This is a genomic window from Stenotrophomonas sp. TD3, from assembly GCF_001939825.1.
Classification (GTDB): Bacteria; Pseudomonadota; Gammaproteobacteria; order Xanthomonadales; family Xanthomonadaceae; genus Stenotrophomonas.
In genome coordinates, this window is the sequence record NZ_MOYM01000001.1 from 1,106,484 (window position 1) to 1,131,525 (window position 25,042).

Sequence of the window (25,042 nt, forward strand, 5' to 3'; positions counted from 1 at the left end):
GGCACTACCGATCCAATTCAAAGGACTGACATGATCCACCAGACTGAACTGAGCGACCTGCTGCCCGGCATGGTCCCCTTCCCCACCGACGTCTTCCCCGCCGACCAGGCCTGGCTCGGCCAGCACCTGCTGCCGCTGCTGAAGATCGACCTGGGTGTGCTGCGCCCGGAACTGGCCGGCCAGCTGGCGACGATGCTGTGCCCGATCGAGCCCTACGACGGCTGCATCGGCGAGACCACCGAAGAACACCACAACGATTTCACCGGCACCAACTGGATCGCCTTCGAACTGACCGCCGGCAACGAGATGCGCTTTCTCGGCAACGAGGGCTATTTCATCGGCGACGCGGTGCAGGACAAGGACGCGCAGGAACACATCGCGCAGATGCGCGACAGCTACGCCAAGGCACGCGACTACCACGCCGCGCATGGCCGCCTCGCCTGCTACTCGCGCTACGGCAAGGGTGAAGCCAGCGAGCGCGATTACCTGGATACGCTGGGCGGACAGATTTCCTGCGGCAACTGGATCGAGACGGCTGACATCCCGAACGCCTTCACCCTGGAATTCACCGACGCCGCCAACGACCGGCATGCACCGGACGATGCGGAGCTGGCAATCATCCGCCGCGATGGCAACGCGTTCTTCGCGGTGGCCGAAGTGGCCGGCTACAACTGGTGCGCCACCGGCGCCGATGCGATCGTGATGCTGTACGAGCCGGAAAGCCGCACGGTGCTGTTCTCGTACGACTGGACGTAAGCCCCCGTGGTAGTGCCGGCCGCTGGCCGGCATACCCGGTGTTGCCGGCCAGCGACCGGCACTACCATCCCGCTACGGCGCAGCCTTGCGCACGGTCAGCGTCGCACTCACTTCGCCACCGCCTTCCAGCTGCAGCCGCAGTGGCAGCGCCTGCCCGTCCTTCAATGCGCTCTTGCCCTGCATCAGCATCAGGTGCAGGCCGCCGGGCTTGAGCTCGGCACGCGCGCCCGGTGCCAGCGGCAGGCGCTCGATCGCGCGCATCCGGCTGACCCCGTCAGTGATGGTGGTCTCGTGCAGCGACACATCATCGAAGCTGCTGCTGGTCGCGCCGGTGATCGCCACTGCCTTGCTGCAGCCGTTGTGGATCACGCCGTAGCCGGCGGTCATCGGCATCGCCGGATTCGGTGGCAGCCGCGCCCAGCCCTGCTCCACCGTGACGCAGGCCGGTTCCGCCGCCGAGGCCGATGCTGCGGCCGCACACAGAACCCACAGTACGCCAACGAATGGTTTGGTTATCATCGCCCAGGTTCCTTCTTCGCAACGAGACCGCAGCATGACGACGCTCATCGAGGTGATCAACCATGGCCCCATCCGCGAACTGCGCCTGGCGCGGCCGCCGGTCAACGCACTGGACACCGAACTGTGCCGGCAGTTGATCCATGCCATCGAGCTGGCCATGGCCGAAGACGCGCACGGCATCGTGCTGTCGGGCAGCGAGCGCATCTTCACCGGCGGCATGGACGTGCCGCACCTGCTCTCGCATGGCGATGACAAGCACAAGCTGCTGGACACCTGGAACGCCTTCTTTGGCGCCGTGCGCACGCTGGCCGAGAGCCGCATCCCGGTGGTCGCGGCGATCACCGGCCACGCCCCGGCCGGCGGCTGCGTGCTGGCACTGTGCTGCGACTACCGGGTGATGGCGCGCAGCGCCGATCCGTCGCGGCCGTATGCCATCGGCCTGAACGAGGTGCAGGTGGGCCTGATCGCGCCGGAGGGCATCCAGCGCCTGCTGCGCCGTGCGGTGGGCGTGCACCGCGCCGGCGTCCTGCTGACCACCGGTTCGCTGGTACCGGCCGAACAGGCGGTGCAGATCGGCCTGGTGGATGAGCTGGCCGATGGCGATCTGGTGGTGGCGCGTGCCGTGGCCTGGCTGCAGAACCTGCTGAAGCAGCCACGGCAGCCGATGCTGCTGACCCGTGCGATTGCCCGTGCGGACCTGCACGTGGCGCTGCAGCCGGACCTGATCCAGCTCGACCGTTTCGTCGAGGCCTGGTTCGCCCCCGATGCGCAGAACGCCCTGCAGGCGCTGGTGGCGCGCCTCGGCAAGTAACCGGTAGTGCCGGCCGCTGGCCGGCATCCGCAGGCGCCCCAGGAGGATCATGAGGTTGCCGGCCAGCGGCCGGCACTACCGATGATGGGCCGGGCTGCACCGGTATAATCAGGCCCACTTTCACTGCTGTGGCCGCCCCCTTGAACGACACGCCCGAACCCGTCGTCTCCGAGCTGATCGACCTGCTCACGCTGGAGCGGCTGGAGGACAACCTGTTCCGCGGGCAGAGCCGCGACATCGGCACCAAGTACGTGTTCGGCGGGCAGGTGCTGGGCCAGGCGCTGGCTGCGGCACAGGCCACGGTCGACAACGGCCGCCACGTGCACTCGCTGCACGCCTACTTCCTGCGCGCCGGCAACATCGACCACCCGATCGTCTACGACGTGGACCGCACCCGTGACGGCGGCAGCTTCTCGGTGCGCCGGGTCACCGCGATCCAGCACGGCAAGGTGATCTTCTTCTGCGCGGCCTCGTTCCAGCAGGCCGAGACCGGCGCCGAGCACCAGCACAAGATGCCCGAAGTGCCGCAGCCGGAAGACATCGAACCGAACCGGCCGCTGCCGGCCGAAGTCCTGGAACGCCTGCCGATCAAGGTGCAGCGCTGGCTGTCGCGCGGCGGCCCGTTCGAGTTCCGCCACGTCTACCCGCGCGACGAACTGAACCCGCCCAAGCGCCCGCCGTACCACCAGGTGTGGCTGCGCCTGAGCGAACCGGTCGGCGATGCGCCGGAGCTGCACCAGGCGCTGCTGGCCTACGCCTCCGACTTCCACCTGCTGGGCACTGCCACGTTCCCGCACGGCATCAGCTACTACCACCCGCACGTGCAGATGGCCTCGCTCGACCACGCGATCTGGTTCCACCGCCCGTTCCGTGCCGACGACTGGCTGCTGTACTCGCTGGACAGCCCCAGCGCGCAGGATTCGCGCGGCCTGGCCCGCGGCCAGTTCTTCACCCGCAATGGCGTGCTGGTGGCCAGCACCGCGCAGGAAGGCCTGATCCGCGTGGTTCCCGACCAGGCAGCGGCCGCCGCCGTACCGGCGAAGGATTGATCCCATGCGCCAGATCTTCAGCAGCCAGCGCGTGGAAACCGTCGAAGGCGTGGCCGAGCTCCTGCGCGGGCATGGCATCGACGTCAAGGTGACCAATGGGCGCTCGTACAAGACCCGCCGCCGCGGCCAGTTCAGCTATACCGACCTCGGCAATGCCAATGCTTACCCGGCGGTGTGGATCGTGCGCGCCGACGACCAGCCGCGCGCGCGCGAAATCCTGCGTGAGGCGCGCCTGCTCGACACCACCCGCCGCGACCATCCGACCGCCGAATTCGCCTTCCGCGACGCACCGGAACAGGGCAGCGGTGGTCGCAGCTGGGCCTGGCGCATCCGCATCGCCCTGCTGGTGGTGATCGCCGGCGTGGCACTGGTGATCGGCCTGCGCCATCGCGGCGCCCCGGCGCCGGTCACACCGGCCCCTGCCCCGCAGGCCCAGCCGCAGCAGACGCAACCGGCTCCGCAGGCAGCACCGGAAGAGGAAGAAGTCCGGGTCCGCATCCAGCCCTCGAAATGACACACGGGTAGTGCCGGCCGCTGGCCGGCAGCCGCAGCCCGCCGGACGGGCTCATGAGGTTGCCGGCCAGCGGCCGGCACTACCGCACAGAATGCTGGTCACACTTCGCGCGCGGCTCCGTCATGGGACACAATCCCAGCAGGAGAGCCGCCGCCATGACGACGTTCGCCGCATCGATCGACCAGACCCTGGAACGCGAACTGCCCGCCGCCGCCAGCGGTTGCCAGCATGCCTACGGCCGCATCGTGCTGGCCTGCCAGAACACGGTCACCGCCATCGCCCTGGCCATCACCCGCGACCGCCAGGCCAGCGAGGACATCGCCCAGGAGGCCTTCGTGAAGGGCTGGCAGCAGCTGCACCAGCTGCGCAGCTCGACCAGCTTCCTGCCCTGGCTGCGGCAGATCACCCGCAACCTGGCCCGCGACTGGCTGCGTGCACAACGTGGCCGGCCGCTGACCGGCGAAGCGGCCGAGGTGGCGATGGGCATGGCGGCCGACCCGGCCCCGGGCGCGGCCGACCGCCTGCAACGGGTGGAAGAAGAGATCGCCGCCGAGGACATCATTTCCGCGTTGCCGGCCGACAGCCGCGAAGTCCTGCTGCTGTACTACCGCGAAGGCCAGCGTTCGCAGCAGGTGGCCGACCTGCTGGGGCTCAGTGACGCAGCCGTGCGCAAGCGCCTGTCGCGTGCCCGCGCCCTGGTGCGCGACGGCCTGCTGCAGCGCTTCGGCGAGTTCGCGCGCAGCAGCGCCCCGAGCGCGGCATTCGCCACTGCCGTGGTGTCGATGGTGCTGGTGGCCGCGCCCGGCACGGCCAGTGCTGCGGTGCTGCTCGGCACTGGTGTCGGCATCGGCGGCAGCAAGCTTGGCCTCGGCGGTGCCAGCGTTGCGGGCGGCACTGCGATGGGCTCGCTGACTGCCACGCTGGGCCAGCTGCACGTGCTGCCGCCCGAAAGCTGGGGGGCGGTGATCGGCGGCGTAGTCGGTGGTGCGATCGGCAGCTACCTAGGCGGACGCTTCCTGATGTCGTACACCGAAACGGCGTCCGAGCGCGCCGATGTGCGCCGGTTCCTCTACCTCAACATCATCACCGGCATGTTCTGGTGCCTGGCGATCCTGCTGGCTGTGATGCTGCAGGCGCCGGTCTGGGCGCAGCTGACGGTGCTGGCGGTCGGGCTGGGCGTGGTCAACTACCAGTGCCTGGTGCCGCTGCAGCGGGTAATGGCGCCGATGATCGCGCGTGATTCGGCGCGTCGCGGCCGCAGCGGGACCAACTGGAAATACGAGTCCATGTATGGCCGCACCGGCATCATCGCCATGAACCTGATGGTCATCGCGCTGGTGGTGTACTCACTGATGCGCAGCGGCCGCCTGTAACGGACAACGCCGGCAGTGCGCCGGCGTTGTCGTCATTCACTGCGTTGAACCTCAGCGCTGCGGCTTCGGCGCGGCGCCATCGCGCGGACCGCCGTGGCGCGGGCCACCGTGCATCGGGCCCTTGGCCGCATCGAACTCGGCCTTGCTCAGCTGGCCATCCTTGTTGGTGTCGGCGGCAGCGAACCAGGCGTCACGGCGCTGCTTCATGCGCAGCTCGCGGTCGGCCTTGTCCAGGTAGCCGTCCTTGTTGAGATCGAGCTGGTCGAAGCGCGCGGCCAGGCGCGGGTCGGCCTTGGCTTCCTCGCGGCTGATGCGGCCATCCTTGTTGACGTCGAGCTTGGCCCAGCGCTCACCGCCGTGGCCACGGCGGCCATGCTGCCAGCGCGGCAGCTCATCGCGCGAGAGCTTGCCGTCCTTGTTCTTGTCCAGCTCGTCGAACTTCGCGGCCAGGCGCGGGTTGGCAGCGGCCTCGCTGCGGTCGATCACGCCGTCGCCGTTGGTGTCCAGCTTGGCCGGGCGCTGCGCCGGCGTGGTCGGGGTGTCGGCCGCCAGCGCGATACCGGAAGCGGAGGTGCCGAGCAGCAGGGCCAGCAGCAGGGGGGTACGGATCATGAGGTCACTCCTGGGGATGGGAACAGCGTCGGGGTGATCACTTCACCCTCGGGGAACAACAACGCCCGGGCGCGACATCGGTTGACGCCGCCGCCAGTTCCATTCATCCGGCGGACAGTCGCCGCCACTGCGACAGGCTGGGGCTATGCTGTGCCCATGGCGATACACGGCGACAGAGACGACGAACTGCGACTTTTCCAGACCGGCGAGCACCCCTGCGGGTACTGGTCGGACCGGGTGGCGCGCGACCTGGTGCTGGACCCGCACGATCGCCGCCTTGGCGGCCTGTACCCGCTGGCGCTGAGCTGGGGCTTCCGCCGCAGCGGCGACCTGGTCTACCGGCCGCATTGCGCGCACTGCCAGGCCTGCGTGGCGGTGCGCATCCCGGTGGCGCGCTTCGCCCCGGATCGCAGCCAACGCCGTTGTGCCGCCCGCAATGACGACCTGGAGGTGCGGATCACCGCCGCCACCGCCCGCGACGACCTGTTCGCGCTGTACCACCGCTACCTCACCCACCGCCACGCCAATGGCGGCATGGACGACCACGGCCCGCACGAGTTCGAGCAGTTCCTGATCGGCAGCTGGTCGCATACCCGTTTCATGGAGATGCGCCTGCCCGGCCACGACGGCCAGCCCAGCCAGCTGCTGGGGGTGGCGGTGACCGACGTGACCGAGCACGGCCTGTCGGCGGTCTACACCTTCTTCGACCCGGACCACGCCGCGCGCGGGCTGGGCACCTTCGCGATCCTGCAGCAGATCGAGTGGGCCCGCCGCGAGGGCCTGCCGCACGTCTATCTGGGCTACTGGATCCGCGGCCACCAGAAGATGGACTACAAGCGCCGCTTCCATCCGCTGGAGGCCTACGATGGCCGCCGCTGGCACGATTTCGACAAGGATCTGGACGGGCGCTGACAAACCGCTGACACCGGGCCGGGTGCACAATACGGCCCATGAACGCCAAACCCCTGATCCTCGCCCTGGCCCTGCTCTGCGGCGCCACCGCCCCCGCCTTCGCCACGTCCCCCGCGATGACCGAAAAGCCGTCCGGCGCGCTGCGCCTGGCCACCTACAACACCTCGCTGTACTCCGATGACGCCGGTGGCCTGATCAAGGAACTGGAAGGCGACAGCGAGCACGCACGCAAGATCGCCGCGGTGCTGCAACAGGTGCGCCCCGACCTGGTGCTGCTGAACGAATTCGACTTCGACGATGCGCATCGCGCCGCCGACCTGTTCCAGAAGCGCTACCTGGACGTCGCCCAGCCCGGTGGCGGCAAGCCGCTGCACTTCGCCTACCGCTACCTGGCGCCGGTCAATACCGGCGTGCCCAGCGGCCTGGACCTGGACAACAACGGCGTGGTCGGCGGCGAAGGGCGCAGCCGCGGCAACGACGCCTGGGGCTACGGCCTGCACCCGGGCCAGTACGGCATGCTGGTGCTGTCGCGCTACCCGATCGATGAAGCCAAGGTGCGCAGCTTCCAGCTGCTGAAGTGGAGCGCGATGCCGGGTGCGATCCGTCCGGTCGATCCGCGCACCGGCAAGAGCTTCTACAACGACCACGTGTGGTCGCAGCTGCGGCTGTCGTCGAAGTCGCATTGGGACGTGCCGGTGAAGACCCCGGCCGGCGTGGTGCACGCGCTGGTCTCGCACCCGACCCCGCCGGTATTCGACGGCCCGGAAAAGCGCAACGCCGCGCGCAACCATGACGAACTGCGCCTGTGGCAGGAATACCTGTCCAAGGGTGACAAGCCGTGGCTGTGCGACGACAAGGGCCAGTGCGGTGGCCTGGCGCAGGACGCGCGCTTCGTGATCCTGGGCGACCTCAACAACGACCCGGTCGACGGCGATGGCCGCCATGAGGCGATCGTCGAACTGATCGAGAACGCCCGCGTGCTGCGCTACCCCACCCCGCGCAGCGTCGGTGGCGAGCAGACCAGCCTGGCCTATGCGGCCAAGGGCATCGAGCGCAAGGGTGCACCGTTCCACGCCACCGGTGATTTCGGCCCGAAGTCCGGCACCATGCGCCTGGACTACGTGCTGCCCTCGACCGGTTTCGAGTACGTCGGCAGCGGCATCTTCTGGCCGGCCAATGAAAGCCCGGAAGCGAAGATCGCCGACGGCAGCGACCACCACCTGGTGTGGGTGGACGTGAAGCCGTAACCCCACACAAAAAGGGGACGGAGGGGATTAAGTCGTTTGTGGAAAAACGACTTAATCCCCTCCGTCCCCTTTTTGTGTTGTACCGACCAACGGTCGGTACCCACCGGAATGCGGTAGGCGACGACCGTTGGTCGTCGCTGCTTTTTCAGGGGCGCAGTTCGACGCCGATCGCGTCGGCGGCATCACGCGCGATGGCGCGCGCTTCGTCGATGGTTTCCGCGCGCGCCAGGGTCACGCCGACGCGGCGATGGCCATGCACGCTGGGCTTGCCGAACAGGCGCACGGCGGTGTCCGGCACCTGCAGCGCGGCGGCGACGTTGTTGAAGTACGGCACGCCCTCGCCATGCGCCAGCAGCGCGCACGAGGCCGACGGGCCGCTCTGGCGGATCACCGGGATCGGCAGGCCGAGGATGGCGCGCGCGTGCAGCGCGAACTCGCTCAGCTCCTGCGAAACAAGCGTCACCAGGCCGGTGTCGTGCGGGCGCGGCGACACTTCGCTGAACCACACCTCGTCGCCCTTCACGAACAGCTCGACGCCGAACAGGCCCCAGCCACCGAGGTCATCGGTGATCGCACGCGAGATCTCTTCGGCACGCGCCAGCGCCTTGCTCGACATCGGCTGCGGCTGCCAGCTTTCGCGGTAATCGCCGTCCTTCTGCAGATGGCCGATCGGCGCGCAGAACGAGGTGCCACCGGCATGGCGCACGGTGAGCAGGGTGATCTCGTAATCGAAATCAATGAAGCCTTCGACGATGCAGCGACCGGCTCCGGCGCGGCCACCGGTCTGCGCGTACTCCCAGGCCGGGGCGATGTCCGCCTCGCTGCGCAGCGTGCTCTGGCCCTTGCCCGAGGACGACATCACCGGCTTGACCACGCACGGCAGGCCGATGGCGGCCACGGCGGCGCGGTACTCGGCTTCGGTATCAACGAAGCGGTATGGCGAGGTCGGCAGGCCCAGGGTTTCGGCGGCCAGGCGTCGGATGCCCTCCCGGTCCATGGTCAGGCGGGCGGCACGCGCGGTCGGGATCACCCGCAGGCCCTGCTCCTGCTCCAGCTGGACCAGGGTCTCGGTATGGATGGCCTCGATCTCCGGCACCACCAGGTGCGGCTGCTCCTGGGCGATCAGGGCACGCAGGGCCATCGCATCGAGCATGTCGATCACGTGCGAGCGGTGCGCGACCTGCATGGCCGGGGCATCGGCATAGCGGTCGGCGGCGATCACTTCCACGCCCAGCCGCTGCAGCTCGATGGCCACCTCCTTGCCGAGTTCGCCCGAGCCCAGCAGCAGCACGCGGGTGGCGGAGGGGGACAACGGAGTTCCAAGCTTGGCCATGGCGGTTCCAGCAGCGATGTGAAGGCGGGTGGGCATTCTAGCTGGCCGGGCACCCCGGCCATGGCATCCGACGAACGGTAGTCGACAGGTGATATCACTTTGATATCTTCCCTTCGAACCCTCAAGGACGTACCGCCATGAAAGAGAAGTCGCTGTCTTCCCTCAACGGCCTCGGCACGCTGGCCGGCGCCCTGCTCGTCGCCCTCGCCGGCGCCGCCCTGTTCGTAATGGGCGTGGCGGCCAAGGCCAGCACCGGCTCGCCCAACCTGCTGCTGATGCTGCTGGGCGCCCTGCTGGTGGCGCTGGGCGTGTTCATCCTGGCCGGCCTGTACACCATCCAGCCCAACCAGGCGGCGGTGCTGAGCCTGTTCGGCAAGTACGTGGGTACCGTGAAGGACAACGGCCTGCGCTGGAACAACCCCTTCTTTGCCAAGCGCCGGGTCAGCCAGCGCGTGCGCAACTTCGAGAGCGGCAAGCTGAAGGTCAACGAGCTGGACGGCAGCCCGATCGAGATCGCCGCGGTGATCGTCTGGCAGGTGGTCGATGCCTCCGAAGCGGTCTACAACGTGGACGACTACGAGAGCTTCGTGCACATCCAGTCCGAATCGGCGTTGCGCGCGATGGCCACCAGCTATCCGTACGACCAGCATGAGGATGGCCAGCTGGCCCTGCGCAGCCATGCCAGCGAGATCTCCCAGCACCTGAAGAACGAACTGGCCGAGCGCCTGGCCGATGCCGGCGTGCAGGTGATCGACGCGCGCATCAGCCACCTCGCCTACGCCGCCGAAATCGCCCAGGCGATGCTGCAGCGTCAGCAGGCCAACGCGGTGATCGCCGCACGCACGCGCATCGTGGCCGGTGCGGTCGGCATGGTCGAGATGGCCCTGGCCGAACTGCAGAAGAATGGCGTGGTGCAGCTGGACGAGGAACGCAAGGCGCACATGGTCAGCAACCTGTTGACCGTGCTGTGCTCGGACCGCGGCACCCAGCCGATCGTCAACGCGGGTTCGCTGTACTGAACCACCCTCGCAACGGGGCGCCCCACCGCCCCGCCAGGAGCTTGCATGAGTGAGAAGAAAGCCTACCCGCTGCGCATCAACGCCGACGTCCTGGCCGCCGCGCAGCGCTGGGCTGACGACGAGCTGCGCAGCCTCAACGCGCAGATCGAATACGTGCTGCGCGACGCCCTGCGCAGGGCAGGACGCCTGCCGAAACCCACCCCACCGCCGGAGGACAAGGAATGAGCAAGCGCTGGAGCTACCAGACCATCGAGGTCAAGACGTCCATGATGGGCCTGCTCAAGGCCGAGGACATCCAGAGCGAACTGACCCGCCAGGGCCAACTGGGCTGGGAGCTGGTCAACATCATCATCCCGGCGCCGATGCGCCCGGCGATGCTGGTGTTCAAGAAGGAGGCCTGAGCCATGGGCGCCAGCGACCCGAAACAGTACGAGGTAGCCGAGAGTTCGCCATTGCGCGTGCTGTGGATCGTGCTGCCGCTGCTCGCCGCCTTCGTGGCCTGCCTGTATGCGCAGTTGTACAAGGCACCGGCGACTGCGCCCTGGATCGAAGTAACGCTGTCGCCGCCCTGGTTCCGGATGGGCGGCAGCGCCGCCTGGAGCCTGCTGATGATTGCAGCGCTCGGCATCGGGCTGGGCGCGGCCTTCTTCCGCCGCCGGGTGGAACTGGCCGGCGACGTGCTGGACGTGCGCTCGACGATGTACCGCCGGCGCGTGCCGGTCGCACAACTGCGGCTGGACCAGGCCGAGGTGGTCGATCTCAGCCGCGACCGCCTCTATGGCATCCGCTTCAAGACCAACGGCTATTCGATGCCGGGTTTCTACTCCGGCCACTTCCGCCTGCAGGGCGGCGGCAAGGGTTTCGCGCTGGTCACCGACCGTGCACGTGTTCTCGCGCTTCCGGTAAGCGATGGCAGCACGCTGCTGCTCAGCCTGGACCGGCCGCAGGTGCTGCTGGACGCACTGCGCAAGGTGGCCGCGCCGGCGCTGCGGCAGTAAGCTGCGCCGATGCAACGACGCCCGCCCCTGCTGATCAATACCGAGGCCATCGAACTGTGGCCTGCCGACCTGCTGCGCGCGCGCAGCAACCTGGACGCGCGCCTGCTGTCACAGGCGCGTTGGGTGCTGCGGCGCAAGCGCGATGGACGCTACCTGGCGGCCGTACTACCGCACGGCGTGCATTCGATGGTGCCGCGCCTGCCGCGCGAGCCCGGGGTCGAGGACGCACTGGCACTGCTCGACGCCACGTCGGCGCGCCCATTCGGTGCTGCGCTGGAAGAACACTGGCTTCCGCTGGCCGGGCTGCAGCAGCGCCTGCAGCAGCTTGGCCTGGATGTGCAGCGTTATGCCGACGACAGCGGCCTGTCACTGGAACCGGAACCGTGCCTGCTGCACTTCGCCGGCCGCGACCGCTTCGCCCGCCCGCTCTGGCTGCGCCGCGGCGCCGCGCAGGGCTGGCGACGGATGCGCCTGCACGCCGCGCGGGATGGCATCGCACTGGACGCGATCTCCGGCTTCCGCAGCCATGCCTACCAGCTGGGCATCTTCGAACGGAAACGGGCGCGCGGGCTGAGCGTGGCCGAGATCCTGAAGGTCAATGCCGCGCCAGGTTTCAGTGAACACCACAGCGGCCACGCGCTGGACATCGGCACACCGGGCGATGCCCCGGCCGAAGAATCGTTCGAAGCCACCGACGCCTTCGCGTGGCTGCAGACCCATGCCAGCACGCACGGCTTCCAGCTGAGCTACCCGCGCGACAACCCGCACGGCATCGTCTACGAACCGTGGCACTGGTGCTGGAGACCGGCCAACGGCTGAGCCCCTCGTGACGGCTGCACGGGGAAATTCATGGAGCTGTCCGGGCGGGTAGGCTGGGCAGGGGACGCCGTGAATCCGTCCCTGGAGGCTTAGCCGCGCCATCCATGGCGCGGATACCCCTGCCCAGCCCACCCGCCCGGCCTCTGACAGTTTCCGTGTGCGTCCGCCACGGAATGGAACAAGAGAGCAAAGACAAAAGCGGGTCGCTTCGCTCGAAGCCTCTACAACAGATCAGCGTGCAGCTGTTGGGTCCGCCTTCAAGCGAGCCGAGCACCGCAGGTCCGGCGAGGGCGAAGAGGTGCGTGCGATTCTGTAGAGCCGAGCCACGCTCGGCTGCTCTCCGCACCGTCCCTCGACGGGCCGAGGAGCACAGGGGACCGGTGCGCAGCACCGGCTCGCGGTCGGCGGCGCGTTTCTTTTGGTTACTTTTCTTTTCGCGCGAAAAGAAAAGTAACGCCCATGAACCATCACGATCGCATCGGTATGGATCGGAGCGACAGCCCTGCGACCCTCACCGCCTCAACGCATTGATCGCCAGCACCACCCATCCAGCCATCATGCTGGTGCCACCGATCGGCGCCAGCCGCGTCGACCACTGCCACAGCGCCCCGCCCACCAGGCTGCCGGAAAACAGCAGCACGCCCAGCAGCAGCACGTACAGCGCCAGGTGCGCGATCGCCCCGTGCGCGCGCGGACCAAGCGCCACCAGTACCGCACCATGCGCGAACGCATACAGCGCCGCCATGTTCAGATGCTGCTGCGCCAGCGGATCGGCCACGCCATGCGATGCATAGGCAGACAGGCCGATCGAGGCAGCGGCCAGCAGCGCACCCAGGCAGGCCAAGAGGGACGGCTTACGCGCACGACGTTCGATATTGAACATGAGGGCTCCTTGCGCAGCGCCCCTTGCCGGGCGCCAGATCAAAAAAAACGCGCCGCAATGAGCGGCGCGTTTTCGTGTCCAACACTACATGGGTCAGCCGAGGCTTACTTGACGGCCCAGTAGATGTCGTAGGTCGCTTCCGGGGTGAACGACTTGTCGATGCCGTCCTTCCAGGTTTCGTACGGGCGGTCGATGACTTCGTTGCCCGAGGTCACGGCCCAGGCGCGCAGGCCGTTGCGGGCCACGTCCAGACCCGCCATGTGGCCGGTGTAGGCCGCATGCGCCGAACGGTGCGGAGCAACGTGCACGTACTTGACCGGAGCGCCGCCGTCGATCTTGACGGTCAGCTCGTCGGCAGCAGCACCTTCAGCACCCTTCTTCTTCACCGGCTGGGCGATGTCGAAGGCGTACTTCTCCTGGCCGAAGTCGGTGGTGATGATGCGGAACGGACCGGCGGCTTCAAGGCCATTGGCCTCCATCACGCGCTTGATCCACTCCTGGTTGTCCTTGATGGACTTGGTGATGGTGTCCTGGCCGCGGTCCACGTTGCCGGCGTTGACGACCAGCAGGTTCTCGGCCGGCACTTCAACGATGGCCAGATCGGTCAGCGGGGCTTCCGGCGTGCGGTAGTCGACGTTCGGGACGCTGGCGAGCATGTTGGCCATGCGCGACAGGCCCATCTTGATGTCGTCGCCGATCTGGCGGCTGACATACAGGCCTGCGTAACGGCCAAACAGGTCGAAGCCGTACTTCACCGAGTAGTCCTGGGTGATCTTGACGTTGCGACCGCCCTTGCCGGTCGGCTCCAGGCTGAAGGTGGTGACCTTGTCGTGACCCTTGGTGGCGTCCTCGATGGCGATCACAACACGCTTGTTCTCTTCGGCTTCGGTGATCTTCCAGGAGCCGGTGCCCAGGTCCTTGGAGGTGAAGTCGAGGGTGGCACCGGTACCGGAGGCCGGGCCGGACAGCTTCAGTTCAACGGCGGGATCGCGCAGTACCAGCGGGTTCCAGTCCTTGAAGCGGCGCAGGCTGCTGACCGTGTCGTACACGATCGTCATCTTGCGGTTGGTCTCGATGCTTTCGGTGATGTGACGCTCGCCCGGCAGACATACGCCAATGATGACGAACAGGCCAGCCACGATCCCCAAGGCGATCAGGAACTCGATAATACGGGTCATTCAGAGAGTCTCCGGGGCCGATCCCACGGCCGGGTTGATTGAAGCGAAGCGCCAATCCTAGCAGGCTTCGCGGGCATTGTTTATCGGGATTGGCGCACCGGTTTCCCTGCCGGCTGCGTATTTGTATGGACAAAGAATTCGAAGGGTAACGCATACCGCTACCCGGCAAGTAGGGGGCAACCTTGGCGGAAACCCCCGACCACCATCCAAGTCGTTGTACTTGAACGATTTTCCTCAGACCAGCTGGAGTTCGAACGCCTTCAGTACGGCGCGCGTACGGTCGCGCACGCCCAGCTTGGAAAGGATGTTGGACACATGGTTCTTGATGGTGCCTTCGGCCACGCCCAGCGAATTGGCGATCTCCTTGTTGGAGAAGCCACTGGCCATCAGCCGCAGGATCTCGGTCTCGCGGTCGGTCAGCGGGTCCGGGCGGTCCAGGCTGACGAACTCGTTGCGCATGTGCTCCAGGCCGGACAGCAGGCGCTGGGTCACCGCCGGCTGCACCAGCGAACCGCCGTCGGCCACGGTGCGGATGGCACCGACCAGCTGCGCCAGGGTGACATCCTTGAGCAGGTAGCCCTTGGCACCGGCCTTGAGCCCGGCCAGCACCAGCTGGTCATCGTCGAAAGTGGTGAGGATGATGGTCGGCGGCAGCTGTTCCTGCCGCGACAGCACCTGCAGTGCCTCCAGACCGGACATCACCGGCATGCGCATGTCCATCAGCACCACGTCGGGGCGCACCTGCGGTATCAGCTCGACCGCCTGCCGGCCGTCGCCGGCCTCGGCCACCACCTCGATGCCGTCGTCGAGCGCCAGCAGGGAGCGGATTCCCTGCCGCACCAGGGTTTGGTCGTCGACCAGGCAGACGCGAATCATCAACGCACTCCTTCAGGAACCTTGGTAAGGGCCGCCACCAGCACCGTTGCCGGCACCGTCGCCCGCAGCCGGAAGCCTTCACCGGGACGGGTTTCGATCTGCAGCTGGCCACCACATTGTTGCAGGCGCTCGCGCATGCCGCGCAAGCCATTGCCCACATTGACCATATCCGCGCCGACGCCGTCGTCGCGGGCCTCCACCACCACCCGGTCGGGGGCTTCACGGTACACCTTGATCCACAGGTGGCGGGCGCCGGCGTGGCGCACCGCGTTGGTGATGATCTCCTGGGTACAGCGCAGCAGCACGTGGGCCCGCTGCGGGTCCTCCACGTTCAGCGGATCCTCGATCTCCAGCTGGATGTCCAGCGAGGGCACGTTCTCGGTCAGCGGGCGCAGCGCCGCGGCCAGATCGATGGCACCGGTCTCGCGCAGCTGGCTGACCACCTCGCGTACGTTGCCCAGCAGCAGCTTGGCCAACGCGTGCGAGCGCTTCACGTGATCCAGCGCCTGGCCCTCGGCCAGGTGGCCGGCGACCTCCAGGTTCAGGGTCAGCGCGGTCAGCTGGTGGCCCAGCAGGTCATGCAGCTCGCGCGAAATGCGGGTGCGTTCGTTGACCCGCGCGCTCTCGGCCAGCAGGGCACGGGTGGCCCGCAGTTCCGAATTGAGCCGGCGCTGCTCGTCGCGGGCCTCGGTCTGCTGCCGCGCGACCAGGCTGGTCACGAAGATGAACATGGAAAAGCCGCCGTACAGCAGCGACTGCATCACCGCTTCGAACAGCGGGAAGCGCAGCAGCATGTAGTAGACCGGCGCCACCGCCAGCTGGCTGACCAGCAGCCACAGCACCCCCAGCCGTACCGACAGCATCCACGGGATGACCCCGGCCGCCACCATCATCAGGATGCTGCCCAGGCCCGAGCCGCTGAGGAAGCTGACCCCCAGCGCCGACACCGTCAGCAACAGCAGCAGGCCGCGGTCCAGCCAGCTGGTGTGGCTGTCGCTGCGCAGGATGCGGGTCAACCAGTAGTAGGCCGTGCCGAAGGACAGATAGGCGACGAACAGCAGGATGGCCCAGCCGCCCATGTCACCGCGGCTGTGCAGGTTCTCGAACTGCGAGTACGCCAGGGGCAGGCCGACCATGACCCAGGTGAACAGGCCGGCCAGGCGGAGGACGCGGGTATGGCTGAGGACTCCCAACATGCCAGCACTCTACGGGCCGCGCCTGCGCACCGCACCCCACGGAAGTCATGCCTGCCCGGTCGCCTGTTCATGCCGCAGCCCACCCCGGGCATGCAATAATCGTGCGCAGGGTCCCTTTGATGGACCAACCGCGTTACCCCACGGAGTCACAATGTCGATTGTCATCCGCGACGTGCGCGAGCACGAGCTCGATTCCGTCCTGGCTTTGAACAACAACGCTGGCCTGGCCATCCTTCCCCTGGATGCAGCCCGCCTGCGCCTGTTCTATGAAACCGCTGAGTATTTCCGCGTCGCCGAGCGCGACGGCAACCTGGCCGGCTTCCTGATCGGCTTCGGCAGCGACAGCCAGCACGACAGCAGCAATTTCGCCTGGTTCAAGCAGCAGCTGGACACCCCGTTCTTCTATATCGACCGCATCGTGGTCGCCAGCCGCCGTCGTGGCGGTGGCGTCGGCCGTGCGTTCTATGCCGACGCGCAGAGCTTCGCCGAGCTGCGCTACCCGCAGATGACCTGCGAAGTCTTCCTCGACCATGGCGCCGATGCCGCCCTGCTCTTCCACGGCAGCTTCGGCTTCCGCGAGCTGGGCCAGAACACCATGCCGCAGGTCGATGTGCGCGCCAGCATGCTGGCCAAGGAACTGTGCAGCTACCCGTGGGTCCAGGAGACCTACGGCGACAAGCTGCCGGATGTGGCATGGACACGCGCCCGGCAGCTGCCGGCGCAGGCACAGCGGCCGACGGGGACCTGAGCGTGGCGGTGAATTTCGATTACGAACAGGCCGGTGAACTGAAGATCGGCCAGGTGGGCATCGCCAACCTGCGCATCCGTACCCTTGATGTCGAGCGCCTCGTGCAGGAAATGCGCGAGCGCGTGACCCGCGCACCGAAGCTGTTCGGCCGCGCCGCGGTGATCCTCGACTTCGGCGGCCTGAGCCAGGTGCCAGACGTGGCCACCGCGCAGGCGCTGGTTGATGGCCTGCGCAGCGCCGGCGTGCTGCCGGTGGCACTGGCCTACGGCACCAGCGCGATCGACCTGCTCTCGCAGCAGCTTGGCCTGCCGCTGCTGGCCAAGTTCCGCGCGCAGTACGAACGTGCCGAGGCCGAGCCGGCCCCGCCGCCGCCCGCACCGGAGCCGCGCCGCGCGGCCCGTGCCGAACCGAAGCCGGCCCCGGCAACGCCGGTGGCCAAGGTGGCCGACGCCGCCGCACCGCAGCCGGGCCGCATGCAGCTGGGCAACGTGCGTTCGGGCCAGCAGCTGTACGCGGAAAACTGCGACCTGACCGTGATGGCCACCGTCGGCGCCGGCGCCGAAGTCATCGCCGATGGCAGCATCCATATCTACGGCACCCTGCGCGGCCGCGCGCTGGCGGGGGCCCAGGGCAACACCGCGGCACGCATCTTCTGCCGTGATTTCCATGCGGAACTGGTGGCCATTGCCGGCCACTACAAGGTACTGGACGATGTTCCGGACAACCTGCGCGGCAAGGCCGTCCAGGTGTGGCTGGAACAGGACCAGATCAAGATCGCTGCGCTGGACTGACGCAGCACCAAACTCATGCAGAACCAGGAGAAGTCCTTTGGCTGAAATCATCGTAGTCACCTCCGGCAAGGGCGGCGTCGGCAAGACCACTTCCAGCGCGAGCCTGGCCTGCGGCCTGGCGCGGCGCGGCAAGAAGGTGGCGGTGATCGACTTCGACGTCGGCCTGCGCAACCTCGACCTGATCATGGGCTGCGAACGCCGCGTGGTGTACGACTTCGTCAACGTCGTGCACGGCGAAGCGACCCTCAAGCAGGCCCTGATCAAGGACAAGCGTTTCGACAACCTGTACGTGCTGGCTGCCTCGCAGACCCGCGACAAGGACGCGCTGACCCAGGAAGGCGTGGGCAAGGTCCTGAAGGACCTGGCCGCCGACGGCTTCGACTACATCATCTGCGACTCCCCGGCCGGCATCGAGAAGGGCGCCTTCCTGGCGATGTACTTCGCCGACCGCGCGGTGGTGGTGGTGAACCCGGAAGTGTCGTCGGTGCGCGACTCCGACCGCATCATCGGCCTGCTCGACTCGAAGACCCACAAGGCCGAGTCCGGCCAGGACGTGCCGGCCTTCCTGCTGCTGACCCGCTACACCCCGCTGCGCGTGGAAAGTGGCGAGATGCTGAGCATCGCCGACGTCGAGGAAGTGCTCGGCCTGAAGGCGATCGGCGTGATTCCGGAATCGGGCGACGTGCTCAACGCCTCCAACAAGGGCGAGCCGGTCATCCTGGATGTCGAATCCGCTGCCGGCCAGGCCTATGAAGACGCCGTCGCGCGCATCCTCGGCGAAGAACGCCCGATGCGCTTCACCAACGTCGAGAAGAAGGGCTTCTTCAGCAAGCTGTTCGGAGGGTAAGCATGGGCCTGTTTGATTTCCTCAAAGCGAAGAAGACCACCGCCGAAACCGCCAAGAACCGCCTGCAGATCATCATCGCGCAGGAACGCAGCCACCGCGGTGGCCCGGACTACCTGCCGCTGCTGCAGCGCGAGCTGCTGGAAGTGATCAAGAAGTACGTAAACATCGACGTCGATGCGGTGAAGGTCGACCTGGTGAAGGATGGCCAGCACGACGTGCTGGACATCTCCGTGGCGCTGCCTGAAGGCCCGGACAAACCCTGATCCCCTGCCCCGCCCGTGCCTGCATGGGCGGGGCTGCCTGACCCGCATGACCGATACGACAACCGCCGTGGACATCACCTGCGTGGGCGACATCGCCTTCGCCGATGCGCAGTGCCTGCTCGCCGCGCACGGCCTTCGGCTGCACCACGTGGCGGCCGGCGAACCGATTCCCGGCAGCTACTGGGGCGAGCCCGAGGCGGGCATCATCGCCAGCAACGTGTACGTGCGCGATGACACACCGGTGCACTCGATGCTGCACGAAGCCTGCCACCTGATCGTGCTGCCGCCGGAGCGGCGTGCGCAGGTGCATACCGATGCCACCGACTCGGTGGCCGAGGAAGACGCGACCTGCTACCTGCAGATCGTGCTGGCCGGGCAGCTGCCCGGTGTCGGCAGCCAGCAACTGATGGCCGACATGGATGCCTGGGGATATACGTATCGGCTGGGGTCTACGAAGGCGTGGTTCGAGCAGGACGCCGAAGACGCGAAGGCGTGGTTGATCGAGCGCGGGTTGCCGGTGGCGTAACGCATCGGTAGTGCCGGCCGCTGGCCGGCAACCTCCTGAACCTGGGAAGCATCGCCTGGTTGCCGGCCAGCGGCCGGCACTACCCATCAGCCCTGCCCGGCCAGTGCGCGCAGGGTGATGCCGACGATGTAGGCCAGGTAGGTGCCGGTCGCATAGCCCATCGTGCCCAGCAGCACGCCCACCGGCGCCAGCGCCGGATGGAACGCGGCCGCCACCACCGGCGCCGAGGCCGGTCCACCGATGTTCGACTGCGAACCGATGGCGAAGTAGAAGAACGGCACCTTCAGCAGCTTGCCCAGGCACCACAGCAGCACGATGTGCACGGCAATCCAGATCAGGCCGAGCAGGAACAGCCACGGGCGGTCCAGCAGCGCCAGCAGATCCATCTGCATGCCGATGCAGGCGATCAGGAAGTACAGCAGCAGCGAGCCCAGCCGCGACGCGCCCGCGCCTTCCAGATTGCGTGCGCGGGTGAAGCTCAGGCTCAGGCCCAGCGTGGTCGACAGCACCACCACCCACACGAACGGCGCGTCCAGGCTGAACTGCGGAGCCCAGCTGACGTTGGCCTTGAACCACGCCGCCAGCGGCGCACCGATCGCATGCGACAAACCGACGCCGCCGAAGGCCACGGCGACGATCAGCATCAGGTCGGTGAGGCTGGGAATGCGCTCATGTTCGGCCTGGAAGCGCGCGATGCGCTCCTTCAGCTCATCGATGGCCGACGTGTCGGCACCGCTGCGCGCGTCGATCTTCGCTGCACGCCCGGCCAGGAAGATCAGCGCGGCCATCCACACGTAACCGACACCGACATCGACCACCGCGAACTGGCCGAAGGTGGTCGCATTGACGTCGAACACTTCACGCATCGCCAGCATGTTGGCACCGCCACCGATCCAGCTGCCCGCCAGCGCGGCCATGCCGGCCCAGGTATCACCGGCCACGGTGTCGGGATGGATCGCGCGCATCACCAGGAACGCCACCACCGCACCGAGCATGATGCTGGCGGACGCACCCAGGTACATCAGCACCAGCTTCGGGCCGAGCCGCAGGATGCCCTTGATGTCCACCGCCAGGGTCAGCAGGATCAGCGCCGCCGGCAACAGGATGTCGCGTGCGATCGGGTTGTAGAGCCTGGTGTTCTGGCCGTCGATCAGGCCGACGGTGTTGTAGATGCCGGGAATCAGGTAGCACAGCAGCAGTGCCGGCACGAAGGTATAGAAGCGCTTCCACAGCCCCTGCTCGCGCGAGGCGGTCCAGAACACGGCGCCAAGGGTGGCGGCGATCAAACCGAAGACGACGATGTCGTTCTGGATCAGGGCGGTTGAGGGCATGCAGGCGCTCTGGGTAGAGCCGGCCGCTGGCCGGCTGCTGTTGGCTGGAGGTGTGCCGACCAACGGTCGGCACCCACCGGCGGGAACATCGGCACCCACCGGTAAAGCAGATGGTGAAACAAAAGCGCCGCCCCGAAGGGCGGCGCTGCAGTCATCAGTTGCCGATGTGCTGCTTCAGCCAGGCGTTGACGGTGTCATGCCACAGGATGCTGTTGTTCGGCTTCAGCACCCAGTGGTTTTCATCCGGGAAGTACAGGAACTTCGATTCGATGCCCTGGCGCTGGGCGGCGGTGAAGGCAGCCAGGCCCTGCTCGACCGGAATGCGGAAGTCCTGCTGGCCATGGATGACCAGGATCGGCTTCTTCCAGTCCGCCACGTGGTTGACCGGGTTGAACTTCTCGTAGTTCGCGGCCTTCTGGTACGGCGTACCGCCCTGCTCCCACTCGGTGAACCACAGCTCTTCGGTGGCGTAGCCCATCATGCGCTGGTCGAACACGCCGTCATGGTTGACCAGGCACTTGAACGGGCTGTTCCAGTTGCCGGCAATCCAGTTGACCATGAAGCCGCCGTAGCTGGCACCCAGCGCACAGGCCTTGTCACCGTTGAGGAAGGAATACTTCTTCAGCGCCGCGTCCCAGCCCTTCTGCAGGTCTTCCAGCGGACGGTCGCCCCAGTGCTGGCTGATCGCATCGGTGAAGGCCTGGCCATAGCCGGTGGAACCGTGGAAGTCGATCATCACCACGGCGTAGCCCTGGCCTGCATAGGTCTGCGGGTTCCAGCGGTAGCTCCAGCCATTGCCGAAGCTGCCCTGCGGGCCGCCGTGGATCAGGAACGCGACCGGGTACGACTTGCCTTCCTGGTAGTTGTGCGGCTTGACCACATAGCCGTGCACGGTGTCGTTGTTCCAGCCCTTGAACTCGAACTGTTCGTAGTCGCCGAAGCTGACATCCTTGAGCACCTCGCCGGCAGCCGGGGTCAGCGCGCGCAGTTCGCCGATGGCTTCGCCCGCGGCCGGCAGCAGGCCGACCAGCACCTGGTCGTTGCTCTTCAGGCTGTTGCGGGTGATCGCCACGCTGTTGCCGGCCACGTCGACCGAGGTCACGCTGCCGTCGCCGATCAGCTTGGTGGCCTTGCCGCTGGCCACGTCGATCTGGAACAGCGGATGCTCGCCGAGGTCATCAGCGGTGGTGTAGATGCTGGCGCCATCCGCGGACAGGGTGATGCCGCCGGCCGAACGATCCCACTGCGGGGCGATCTCGCGGGTCTTGCCGCTGGCCACGTCCATCGCCATCAGGCCGAAGCGATCGGCCTCGAAGCCCGGGCGCTTCATCGCACGGTAGAACAGGGTCTTGCCGTCGGCGCTGAACACCGGGCCGGCATCCCAGGCCGGGTTGGAGGCGGTCAGGTTGACCGGTGCCTGCTTGCCCGCAGCGTCAAAGCGGTACAGGTCGAAGTTGGTCGACCACGGCTCCTGCTTGCCGGCCACGCGGATGCTGGCCACCACGCTGGCGCCATCCGGCGACCACGCGAAGTCATCATTGCCGCCGAACGGCTTGGACGGGGCATCACCATCGATGGTCGCGCTCAGCGCCGACGCGCCCTTGACCGCACCGGCCTTGGCCGTCGGCAGCGGAGCGACGAACAGGGTGTTGCGGCGGCCATCGTTCCAGGTATCCCAGTGGCGCACGAACAGCGAATCGAAGACCTTGCCGCTGGCCTTGGCGCCGGCCACGTCCTTGAGCTTCTTCTCGGTGCAGGCCAGGTCCGAGGCGCAGGCCTGGAACACGCCGGCGCTGAACAGCACGCGGTCGTCCTGCGGCGACACGTGGTAGCTGTCCACGTCCACCGGGAAGTCGGTCAGCTGGCGCGGGGTGCCGCCGTTGATCGGCTGCGCGTACAGCTGCTGGCTGCCGTTCTTGGCACTGAGGAAATACACGGTCTGGCCATCGGCCGACAGCGACGCGGAATTGACGCTCCAGCCAGCCGGGGTGATCTGCTTCGGCGGGGCCGCGTCACGCGTGCGCAGGTTGCGCGCGAACAGCGCGGTGGAGGCCTTCAGGTTGGCGTCCACGCTGCGCTTGGCGAACACCACGGTGCCACCATCGGCGGTCAGTACCGGCGCGGAGACGCGGTCCATGGCCACCATGTCGCGGACTTCCAGGCCACGGGCAGCGGCGACGCTGGGCAGGGCGGCCAGCAGGCTCAGTGGCAGCAGGGCATGACGCAGTTTCATCGGGGTCTCCGCAGGACGGCAAAAAACCGATGGTAGGCCCGGGTGGCCGGGACTGCCAAGGCCATCGGTCATGGCCGGGGACGGGTCGATGCCTTCGCCAGAAAAGGCAAACCGCGCCGTAGCGCGGTTTGCGGTAGTGCCGGCCGCTGGCCGGCAATCTGTCTGGTTGCCGGCCAGCGGCCGGCACTACCGGGTCAGAGCCCTTCCCTGCGGGAAGGGATCCGACCCCGTGCATCACGCCACGGCGCGCTTGCCGGTGCGGTAGATCAGCCAGCCGACCACGAACAGCACGGCCAGGCCGATCCACTGTGCGCCCGGCAGGTGGAACGGCACGGCCAGCACGTCGGCGCGGCTGCTGACCACGATCGGAATCGCGATGGCGATGCCCATCAGTGCCTCGCCGGTGATCAGGCCGGCAGCAAACAGCACGCCCGGCTTGTGCACGCGGTCGCGGCCTTCTTCGTCGTCGGCACGCACCTTGTGGAAGCGCTCGACCAGGTAGGCGATCAGGCCGCCGAGGAAGATCGGCACCATCAGTTCCAGCGGCAGGTAGATGCCGATGGCGGCGGCCAGCACCGGCACGCGGAAGCGGGCGTTGCGCGACTTCAGCCAGCTGTCGAAGGCGATGATGGCGGCGCCCACCACGGCACCGATGCCGATGAAGGTCCACGGCAGCTCGCCACCGAACAGGCCCTTGGCCACCGAGGCCATCAGGTTGGCCTGCGGAGCAGCCAGCGCGTTCGGGTGCAGCTCGGACTTCACGCCGATGCCGTAGGCGGTGGCCAGCAGGTTCAGCACCGGCGCCATGATCAGCGCGCAGGAGAACGCACCGATGCCCAGCATCAGCTGCTGCTTCCACGGGGTGGCGCCGACGATGTAACCGGCCTTGAGGTCCTGCAGGTTGTCACCGCCGACCGCTGCTGCACAGCACACCACCGCGCCGATCATGATCGCGGCCACCGCGCCCAGCGGCGCGCCGAAGGCGCCGACCGGCTGCAGGCCATCCTTGCCCAGCAGCACGACCAGCACGGCCGAGGCGAACAGGATGGTGGAGATGGTGATGCCCGAGACCGGGTTGTTGGACGAGCCGATCAGGCCGGCCAGGTAAGCCGAGACCGAGACGAACAGGAAGCCGGCGACGATCATGATGAGGGTCATCGGGATCGACACGTGCCACTGGCCGACGATGGCCTGGTACAGGGCCAGCAGCGGCAGCACGAACACCACCAGGGCGACCAGCATCCACTTCATCGGCAGGTCGCGCTCGGTGTGCGCCAGCACCGGGCCACCGCTCTTGCGGGCCGCGGCAAAGCCGCTCTTGACGCCGTTGAGCAGCGACTTGCGCAGCGAGATCAGGGTCCAGATGCCGCCGATCAGCATTGCGCCGACGCCCAGGTAGCGCATCTTCGCGCCCCAGATGGCGAACGCGGCCTCGGTCGAGGAAGCAGCGGCCACCGACGCGGCCAGTGCCGGATCGGTGTTCATGAAGAACGCCTGGTAGATCGGAATGGCGATGTGCCAGGTCAGGATCGAGCCGGACACCACCACGATGCCGACGTTGAGGCCGACGATGTAGCCCACGCCCAGCAGTGCCGGCGACAGGTTGGTGCCGATGAAGGCGGTGACCTTGGAGCTGCCGACGTAGGCCGAGGTGGCCCAGGCATCGGGAATCAGGCGCATGCCGCTTTCCGCGGCCAGCTTCACGAAGGCACCGATCACCGCCGAAATGGCGAGGATCTTCAGGCCCGGGCCCGGGTTCTCACCGGCCTTGAGCACTTCCGCCGCTGCCTTGCCTTCCGGGAACGGCAGCGGGTCTTCGACGATCATCGAACGGCGCAGCGGCACCGAGAACAGCACGCCCAGCAGGCCGCCGAGGCCGCCGATGCCCAGCACCCACCAGTACTTGAAGTCCGGCCAGTAGCCCATGATCACCAGCGCGGGGATGGTGAAGATCACACCGGCGGCGATCGACGAACCGGCCGAGGCGCCGGTCTGCACGATGTTGTTTTCAAGGATCGAGCCACCGCCCAGCAGGCGCAGCACGCCCATGGAAATCACCGCAGCGGGAATGGCGGTGGCGATGGTCAGGCCTGCGAACAGACCGAGGTAGGCGTTTGCGGCCGACAGCACCACCGCCAGCACGATGGCCAGGGCCACTGCGCGGAAGGTGAGCTGCTTGGGCGCAGCGTCGTGGTTCATGGAAGCCCC

General features: G+C 67.4%; 27 protein-coding genes. 17 read left to right on the forward strand and 10 right to left on the reverse strand.

Annotation, left to right across the window (positions count from 1 at the left end; genetic code table 11):
- The first annotated feature begins 30 nt into the window (after positions 1-30).
- Positions 31-756, forward strand: coding sequence for an enolase (locus BKE09_RS05185; protein ID WP_075675049.1), 726 nt, complete (start codon positions 31-33; stop codon positions 754-756).
- 72 nt (positions 757-828) lie between these two features.
- Here BKE09_RS05185 and BKE09_RS05190 read toward each other — a convergent pair whose 3' ends face one another.
- Positions 829-1,275 (reverse strand): copper chaperone PCu(A)C, encoded by a 447-nt coding sequence (locus BKE09_RS05190; RefSeq protein WP_075675050.1) that lies wholly within the window; start codon positions 1,273-1,275, stop codon positions 829-831.
- A 34-nt stretch (positions 1,276-1,309) separates the two neighbouring features.
- Here BKE09_RS05190 and BKE09_RS05195 point away from each other — a divergent pair, with 34 nt between their 5' ends.
- The 4 genes from BKE09_RS05195 to BKE09_RS05210 all read left to right on the forward strand — a co-directional run bounded on the left by BKE09_RS05195 (position 1,310) and on the right by BKE09_RS05210 (position 5,022).
- A complete protein-coding gene (locus BKE09_RS05195; protein ID WP_075675051.1) occupies positions 1,310-2,086 on the forward strand; it encodes an enoyl-CoA hydratase/isomerase family protein in 777 nt (258 codons plus the stop codon).
- A gap of 140 nt (positions 2,087-2,226) precedes the next feature.
- Positions 2,227-3,135: an acyl-CoA thioesterase II gene (gene tesB, locus BKE09_RS05200; protein ID WP_008265305.1), complete on the forward strand. Its 909-nt coding sequence runs from the start codon at positions 2,227-2,229 to the stop codon at positions 3,133-3,135.
- Positions 3,136-3,139: 4 nt separating this feature from the next.
- Positions 3,140-3,649, forward strand: coding sequence for a pathogenicity-like protein (locus BKE09_RS05205; RefSeq protein WP_075675052.1), 510 nt, complete (start codon positions 3,140-3,142; stop codon positions 3,647-3,649).
- 155 nt (positions 3,650-3,804) lie between these two features.
- The gene (locus BKE09_RS05210) at positions 3,805-5,022 is read left to right on the forward strand and encodes a sigma-70 family RNA polymerase sigma factor (RefSeq protein ID WP_075675053.1); all 1,218 of its coding nucleotides are present in this window, start codon (positions 3,805-3,807) and stop codon (positions 5,020-5,022) included.
- A 51-nt stretch (positions 5,023-5,073) separates the two neighbouring features.
- Here the strand turns inward: BKE09_RS05210 and BKE09_RS05215 are convergent, their stop codons facing one another.
- Positions 5,074-5,634: an EF-hand domain-containing protein gene (locus tag BKE09_RS05215; protein WP_014036369.1), complete on the reverse strand. Its 561-nt coding sequence runs from the start codon at positions 5,632-5,634 to the stop codon at positions 5,074-5,076.
- A 156-nt stretch (positions 5,635-5,790) separates the two neighbouring features.
- Here BKE09_RS05215 and BKE09_RS05220 point away from each other — a divergent pair, with 156 nt between their 5' ends.
- Complete coding sequence (locus BKE09_RS05220) at positions 5,791-6,546, forward strand: arginyltransferase (protein ID WP_014036368.1); 756 nt, start codon at positions 5,791-5,793, stop codon at positions 6,544-6,546.
- A gap of 38 nt (positions 6,547-6,584) precedes the next feature.
- Positions 6,585-7,793, forward strand: coding sequence for an endonuclease/exonuclease/phosphatase family protein (locus BKE09_RS05225; protein WP_014036367.1), 1,209 nt, complete (start codon positions 6,585-6,587; stop codon positions 7,791-7,793).
- A gap of 145 nt (positions 7,794-7,938) precedes the next feature.
- Here BKE09_RS05225 and purT read toward each other — a convergent pair whose 3' ends face one another.
- Positions 7,939-9,126: a formate-dependent phosphoribosylglycinamide formyltransferase gene (gene purT, locus BKE09_RS05230; RefSeq protein ID WP_046985246.1), complete on the reverse strand. Its 1,188-nt coding sequence runs from the start codon at positions 9,124-9,126 to the stop codon at positions 7,939-7,941.
- A gap of 137 nt (positions 9,127-9,263) precedes the next feature.
- Here purT and BKE09_RS05235 point away from each other — a divergent pair, with 137 nt between their 5' ends.
- Genes BKE09_RS05235 through BKE09_RS05255 form a run of 5 tightly spaced genes read left to right on the forward strand, consistent with a single transcriptional unit; the run spans position 9,264 to position 11,962 of the window.
- Positions 9,264-10,145 carry an SPFH domain-containing protein gene (locus BKE09_RS05235; protein WP_075675054.1) on the forward strand — a complete coding sequence of 294 codons (882 nt, stop codon included), beginning with the start codon at positions 9,264-9,266 and terminating at the stop codon, positions 10,143-10,145.
- 45 nt (positions 10,146-10,190) lie between these two features.
- Positions 10,191-10,370 carry a hypothetical protein gene (locus BKE09_RS05240; RefSeq protein WP_014036364.1) on the forward strand — a complete coding sequence of 60 codons (180 nt, stop codon included), beginning with the start codon at positions 10,191-10,193 and terminating at the stop codon, positions 10,368-10,370.
- The gene (locus BKE09_RS05245; protein ID WP_075675055.1) at positions 10,367-10,546 is read left to right on the forward strand and encodes a DUF4177 domain-containing protein; all 180 of its coding nucleotides are present in this window, start codon (positions 10,367-10,369) and stop codon (positions 10,544-10,546) included. The genes BKE09_RS05240 and BKE09_RS05245 overlap by 4 nt, the downstream gene beginning before the upstream one ends.
- A 3-nt stretch (positions 10,547-10,549) precedes the next feature.
- Positions 10,550-11,143, forward strand: coding sequence for a PH domain-containing protein (locus BKE09_RS05250; protein WP_075675056.1), 594 nt, complete (start codon positions 10,550-10,552; stop codon positions 11,141-11,143).
- Positions 11,144-11,152: 9 nt separating this feature from the next.
- Positions 11,153-11,962, forward strand: a complete 810-nt coding sequence (locus BKE09_RS05255) for a M15 family metallopeptidase (RefSeq protein ID WP_075675057.1) — start codon at positions 11,153-11,155, stop codon at positions 11,960-11,962.
- Positions 11,963-12,473: 511 nt separating this feature from the next.
- On the opposite strand, the gene BKE09_RS05260 is transcribed toward BKE09_RS05255, so the two are convergent.
- The 4 genes from BKE09_RS05260 to BKE09_RS05275 all read right to left on the reverse strand — a co-directional run bounded on the left by BKE09_RS05260 (position 12,474) and on the right by BKE09_RS05275 (position 16,095).
- Entirely contained in the window at positions 12,474-12,845 is a 372-nt protein-coding gene (locus tag BKE09_RS05260) for a DUF423 domain-containing protein (protein ID WP_075675058.1), read from the reverse strand.
- 104 nt (positions 12,846-12,949) lie between these two features.
- Positions 12,950-14,023, reverse strand: a complete 1,074-nt coding sequence (locus BKE09_RS05265; RefSeq protein ID WP_014036359.1) for an SRPBCC family protein — start codon at positions 14,021-14,023, stop codon at positions 12,950-12,952.
- 234 nt (positions 14,024-14,257) lie between these two features.
- Positions 14,258-14,899, reverse strand: a complete 642-nt coding sequence (locus BKE09_RS05270; protein ID WP_006424175.1) for a response regulator transcription factor — start codon at positions 14,897-14,899, stop codon at positions 14,258-14,260.
- Entirely contained in the window at positions 14,899-16,095 is a 1,197-nt protein-coding gene (locus BKE09_RS05275; RefSeq protein WP_075675059.1) for a sensor histidine kinase, read from the reverse strand. The genes BKE09_RS05270 and BKE09_RS05275 overlap by 1 nt, the downstream gene beginning before the upstream one ends.
- 151 nt (positions 16,096-16,246) lie before the next feature.
- On the opposite strand from BKE09_RS05275, the gene BKE09_RS05280 reads away from it, so the two are divergent.
- Genes BKE09_RS05280 through BKE09_RS05300 form a run of 5 tightly spaced genes read left to right on the forward strand, consistent with a single transcriptional unit; the run spans position 16,247 to position 19,270 of the window.
- The gene (locus BKE09_RS05280; RefSeq protein ID WP_014036357.1) at positions 16,247-16,843 is read left to right on the forward strand and encodes a GNAT family N-acetyltransferase; all 597 of its coding nucleotides are present in this window, start codon (positions 16,247-16,249) and stop codon (positions 16,841-16,843) included.
- Positions 16,789-17,634: a septum site-determining protein MinC gene (minC, locus tag BKE09_RS05285; RefSeq protein ID WP_014036356.1), complete on the forward strand. Its 846-nt coding sequence runs from the start codon at positions 16,789-16,791 to the stop codon at positions 17,632-17,634. Before BKE09_RS05280 ends, minC begins: the two co-directional genes overlap by 55 nt.
- A gap of 37 nt (positions 17,635-17,671) precedes the next feature.
- Entirely contained in the window at positions 17,672-18,481 is an 810-nt protein-coding gene (minD, locus tag BKE09_RS05290; RefSeq protein WP_005415682.1) for a septum site-determining protein MinD, read from the forward strand.
- 2 nt (positions 18,482-18,483) lie between these two features.
- On the forward strand, positions 18,484-18,744 hold the full coding sequence (gene minE, locus BKE09_RS05295) for a cell division topological specificity factor MinE (RefSeq protein WP_005408532.1): 261 nt from the start codon (positions 18,484-18,486) through the stop codon (positions 18,742-18,744).
- Between the two features lie 46 nt (positions 18,745-18,790).
- On the forward strand, positions 18,791-19,270 hold the full coding sequence (locus BKE09_RS05300; protein WP_075675060.1) for a hypothetical protein: 480 nt from the start codon (positions 18,791-18,793) through the stop codon (positions 19,268-19,270).
- An 86-nt stretch (positions 19,271-19,356) separates the two neighbouring features.
- On the opposite strand, the gene BKE09_RS05305 is transcribed toward BKE09_RS05300, so the two are convergent.
- The 3 genes from BKE09_RS05305 to BKE09_RS05315 form a co-directional block, all read right to left on the reverse strand.
- Positions 19,357-20,601, reverse strand: a complete 1,245-nt coding sequence (locus tag BKE09_RS05305) for a DUF819 family protein (RefSeq protein ID WP_049443746.1) — start codon at positions 20,599-20,601, stop codon at positions 19,357-19,359.
- Between the two features lie 154 nt (positions 20,602-20,755).
- Positions 20,756-22,834, reverse strand: coding sequence for a S9 family peptidase (locus BKE09_RS05310; RefSeq protein WP_075675061.1), 2,079 nt, complete (start codon positions 22,832-22,834; stop codon positions 20,756-20,758).
- 234 nt (positions 22,835-23,068) lie between these two features.
- Positions 23,069-25,033, reverse strand: a complete 1,965-nt coding sequence (locus BKE09_RS05315; RefSeq protein ID WP_075675062.1) for an oligopeptide transporter, OPT family — start codon at positions 25,031-25,033, stop codon at positions 23,069-23,071.
- Positions 25,034-25,042: the final 9 nt, after the last annotated feature.

Bases quoted from the DNA above. Each gene is read 5' to 3' on its own strand.
- BKE09_RS05260 (WP_075675058.1), bottom strand. From the start codon at position 12,845: ATGTTCAATATCGAACGTCGTGCGCGTAAGCCGTCCCTCTTGGCCTGC.
- BKE09_RS05225 (WP_014036367.1), top strand. From the start codon at position 6,585: ATGAACGCCAAACCCCTGATCCTCGCCCTGGCCCTGCTCTGCGGCGCC.
- BKE09_RS05275 (WP_075675059.1), bottom strand. From the start codon at position 16,095: ATGTTGGGAGTCCTCAGCCATACCCGCGTCCTCCGCCTGGCCGGCCTG.
- BKE09_RS05270 (WP_006424175.1), bottom strand. From the start codon at position 14,899: ATGATTCGCGTCTGCCTGGTCGACGACCAAACCCTGGTGCGGCAGGGA.
- minE (WP_005408532.1), top strand. From the start codon at position 18,484: ATGGGCCTGTTTGATTTCCTCAAAGCGAAGAAGACCACCGCCGAAACC.
- BKE09_RS05255 (WP_075675057.1), top strand. From the start codon at position 11,153: ATGCAACGACGCCCGCCCCTGCTGATCAATACCGAGGCCATCGAACTG.
- BKE09_RS05245 (WP_075675055.1), top strand. From the start codon at position 10,367: ATGAGCAAGCGCTGGAGCTACCAGACCATCGAGGTCAAGACGTCCATG.
- BKE09_RS05215 (WP_014036369.1), bottom strand. From the start codon at position 5,634: ATGATCCGTACCCCCCTGCTGCTGGCCCTGCTGCTCGGCACCTCCGCT.
- BKE09_RS05300 (WP_075675060.1), top strand. From the start codon at position 18,791: ATGACCGATACGACAACCGCCGTGGACATCACCTGCGTGGGCGACATC.
- minC (WP_014036356.1), top strand. From the start codon at position 16,789: ATGGACACGCGCCCGGCAGCTGCCGGCGCAGGCACAGCGGCCGACGGG.
- BKE09_RS05250 (WP_075675056.1), top strand. From the start codon at position 10,550: ATGGGCGCCAGCGACCCGAAACAGTACGAGGTAGCCGAGAGTTCGCCA.
- BKE09_RS05235 (WP_075675054.1), top strand. From the start codon at position 9,264: ATGAAAGAGAAGTCGCTGTCTTCCCTCAACGGCCTCGGCACGCTGGCC.
- BKE09_RS05205 (WP_075675052.1), top strand. From the start codon at position 3,140: ATGCGCCAGATCTTCAGCAGCCAGCGCGTGGAAACCGTCGAAGGCGTG.
- BKE09_RS05280 (WP_014036357.1), top strand. From the start codon at position 16,247: ATGTCGATTGTCATCCGCGACGTGCGCGAGCACGAGCTCGATTCCGTC.
- BKE09_RS05185 (WP_075675049.1), top strand. From the start codon at position 31: ATGATCCACCAGACTGAACTGAGCGACCTGCTGCCCGGCATGGTCCCC.
- BKE09_RS05220 (WP_014036368.1), top strand. From the start codon at position 5,791: ATGGCGATACACGGCGACAGAGACGACGAACTGCGACTTTTCCAGACC.
- BKE09_RS05315 (WP_075675062.1), bottom strand. From the start codon at position 25,033: ATGAACCACGACGCTGCGCCCAAGCAGCTCACCTTCCGCGCAGTGGCC.
- BKE09_RS05305 (WP_049443746.1), bottom strand. From the start codon at position 20,601: ATGCCCTCAACCGCCCTGATCCAGAACGACATCGTCGTCTTCGGTTTG.
- BKE09_RS05240 (WP_014036364.1), top strand. From the start codon at position 10,191: ATGAGTGAGAAGAAAGCCTACCCGCTGCGCATCAACGCCGACGTCCTG.
- BKE09_RS05190 (WP_075675050.1), bottom strand. From the start codon at position 1,275: ATGATAACCAAACCATTCGTTGGCGTACTGTGGGTTCTGTGTGCGGCC.
- BKE09_RS05195 (WP_075675051.1), top strand. From the start codon at position 1,310: ATGACGACGCTCATCGAGGTGATCAACCATGGCCCCATCCGCGAACTG.
- BKE09_RS05210 (WP_075675053.1), top strand. From the start codon at position 3,805: ATGACGACGTTCGCCGCATCGATCGACCAGACCCTGGAACGCGAACTG.
- BKE09_RS05310 (WP_075675061.1), bottom strand. From the start codon at position 22,834: ATGAAACTGCGTCATGCCCTGCTGCCACTGAGCCTGCTGGCCGCCCTG.
- purT (WP_046985246.1), bottom strand. From the start codon at position 9,126: ATGGCCAAGCTTGGAACTCCGTTGTCCCCCTCCGCCACCCGCGTGCTG.
- BKE09_RS05265 (WP_014036359.1), bottom strand. From the start codon at position 14,023: ATGACCCGTATTATCGAGTTCCTGATCGCCTTGGGGATCGTGGCTGGC.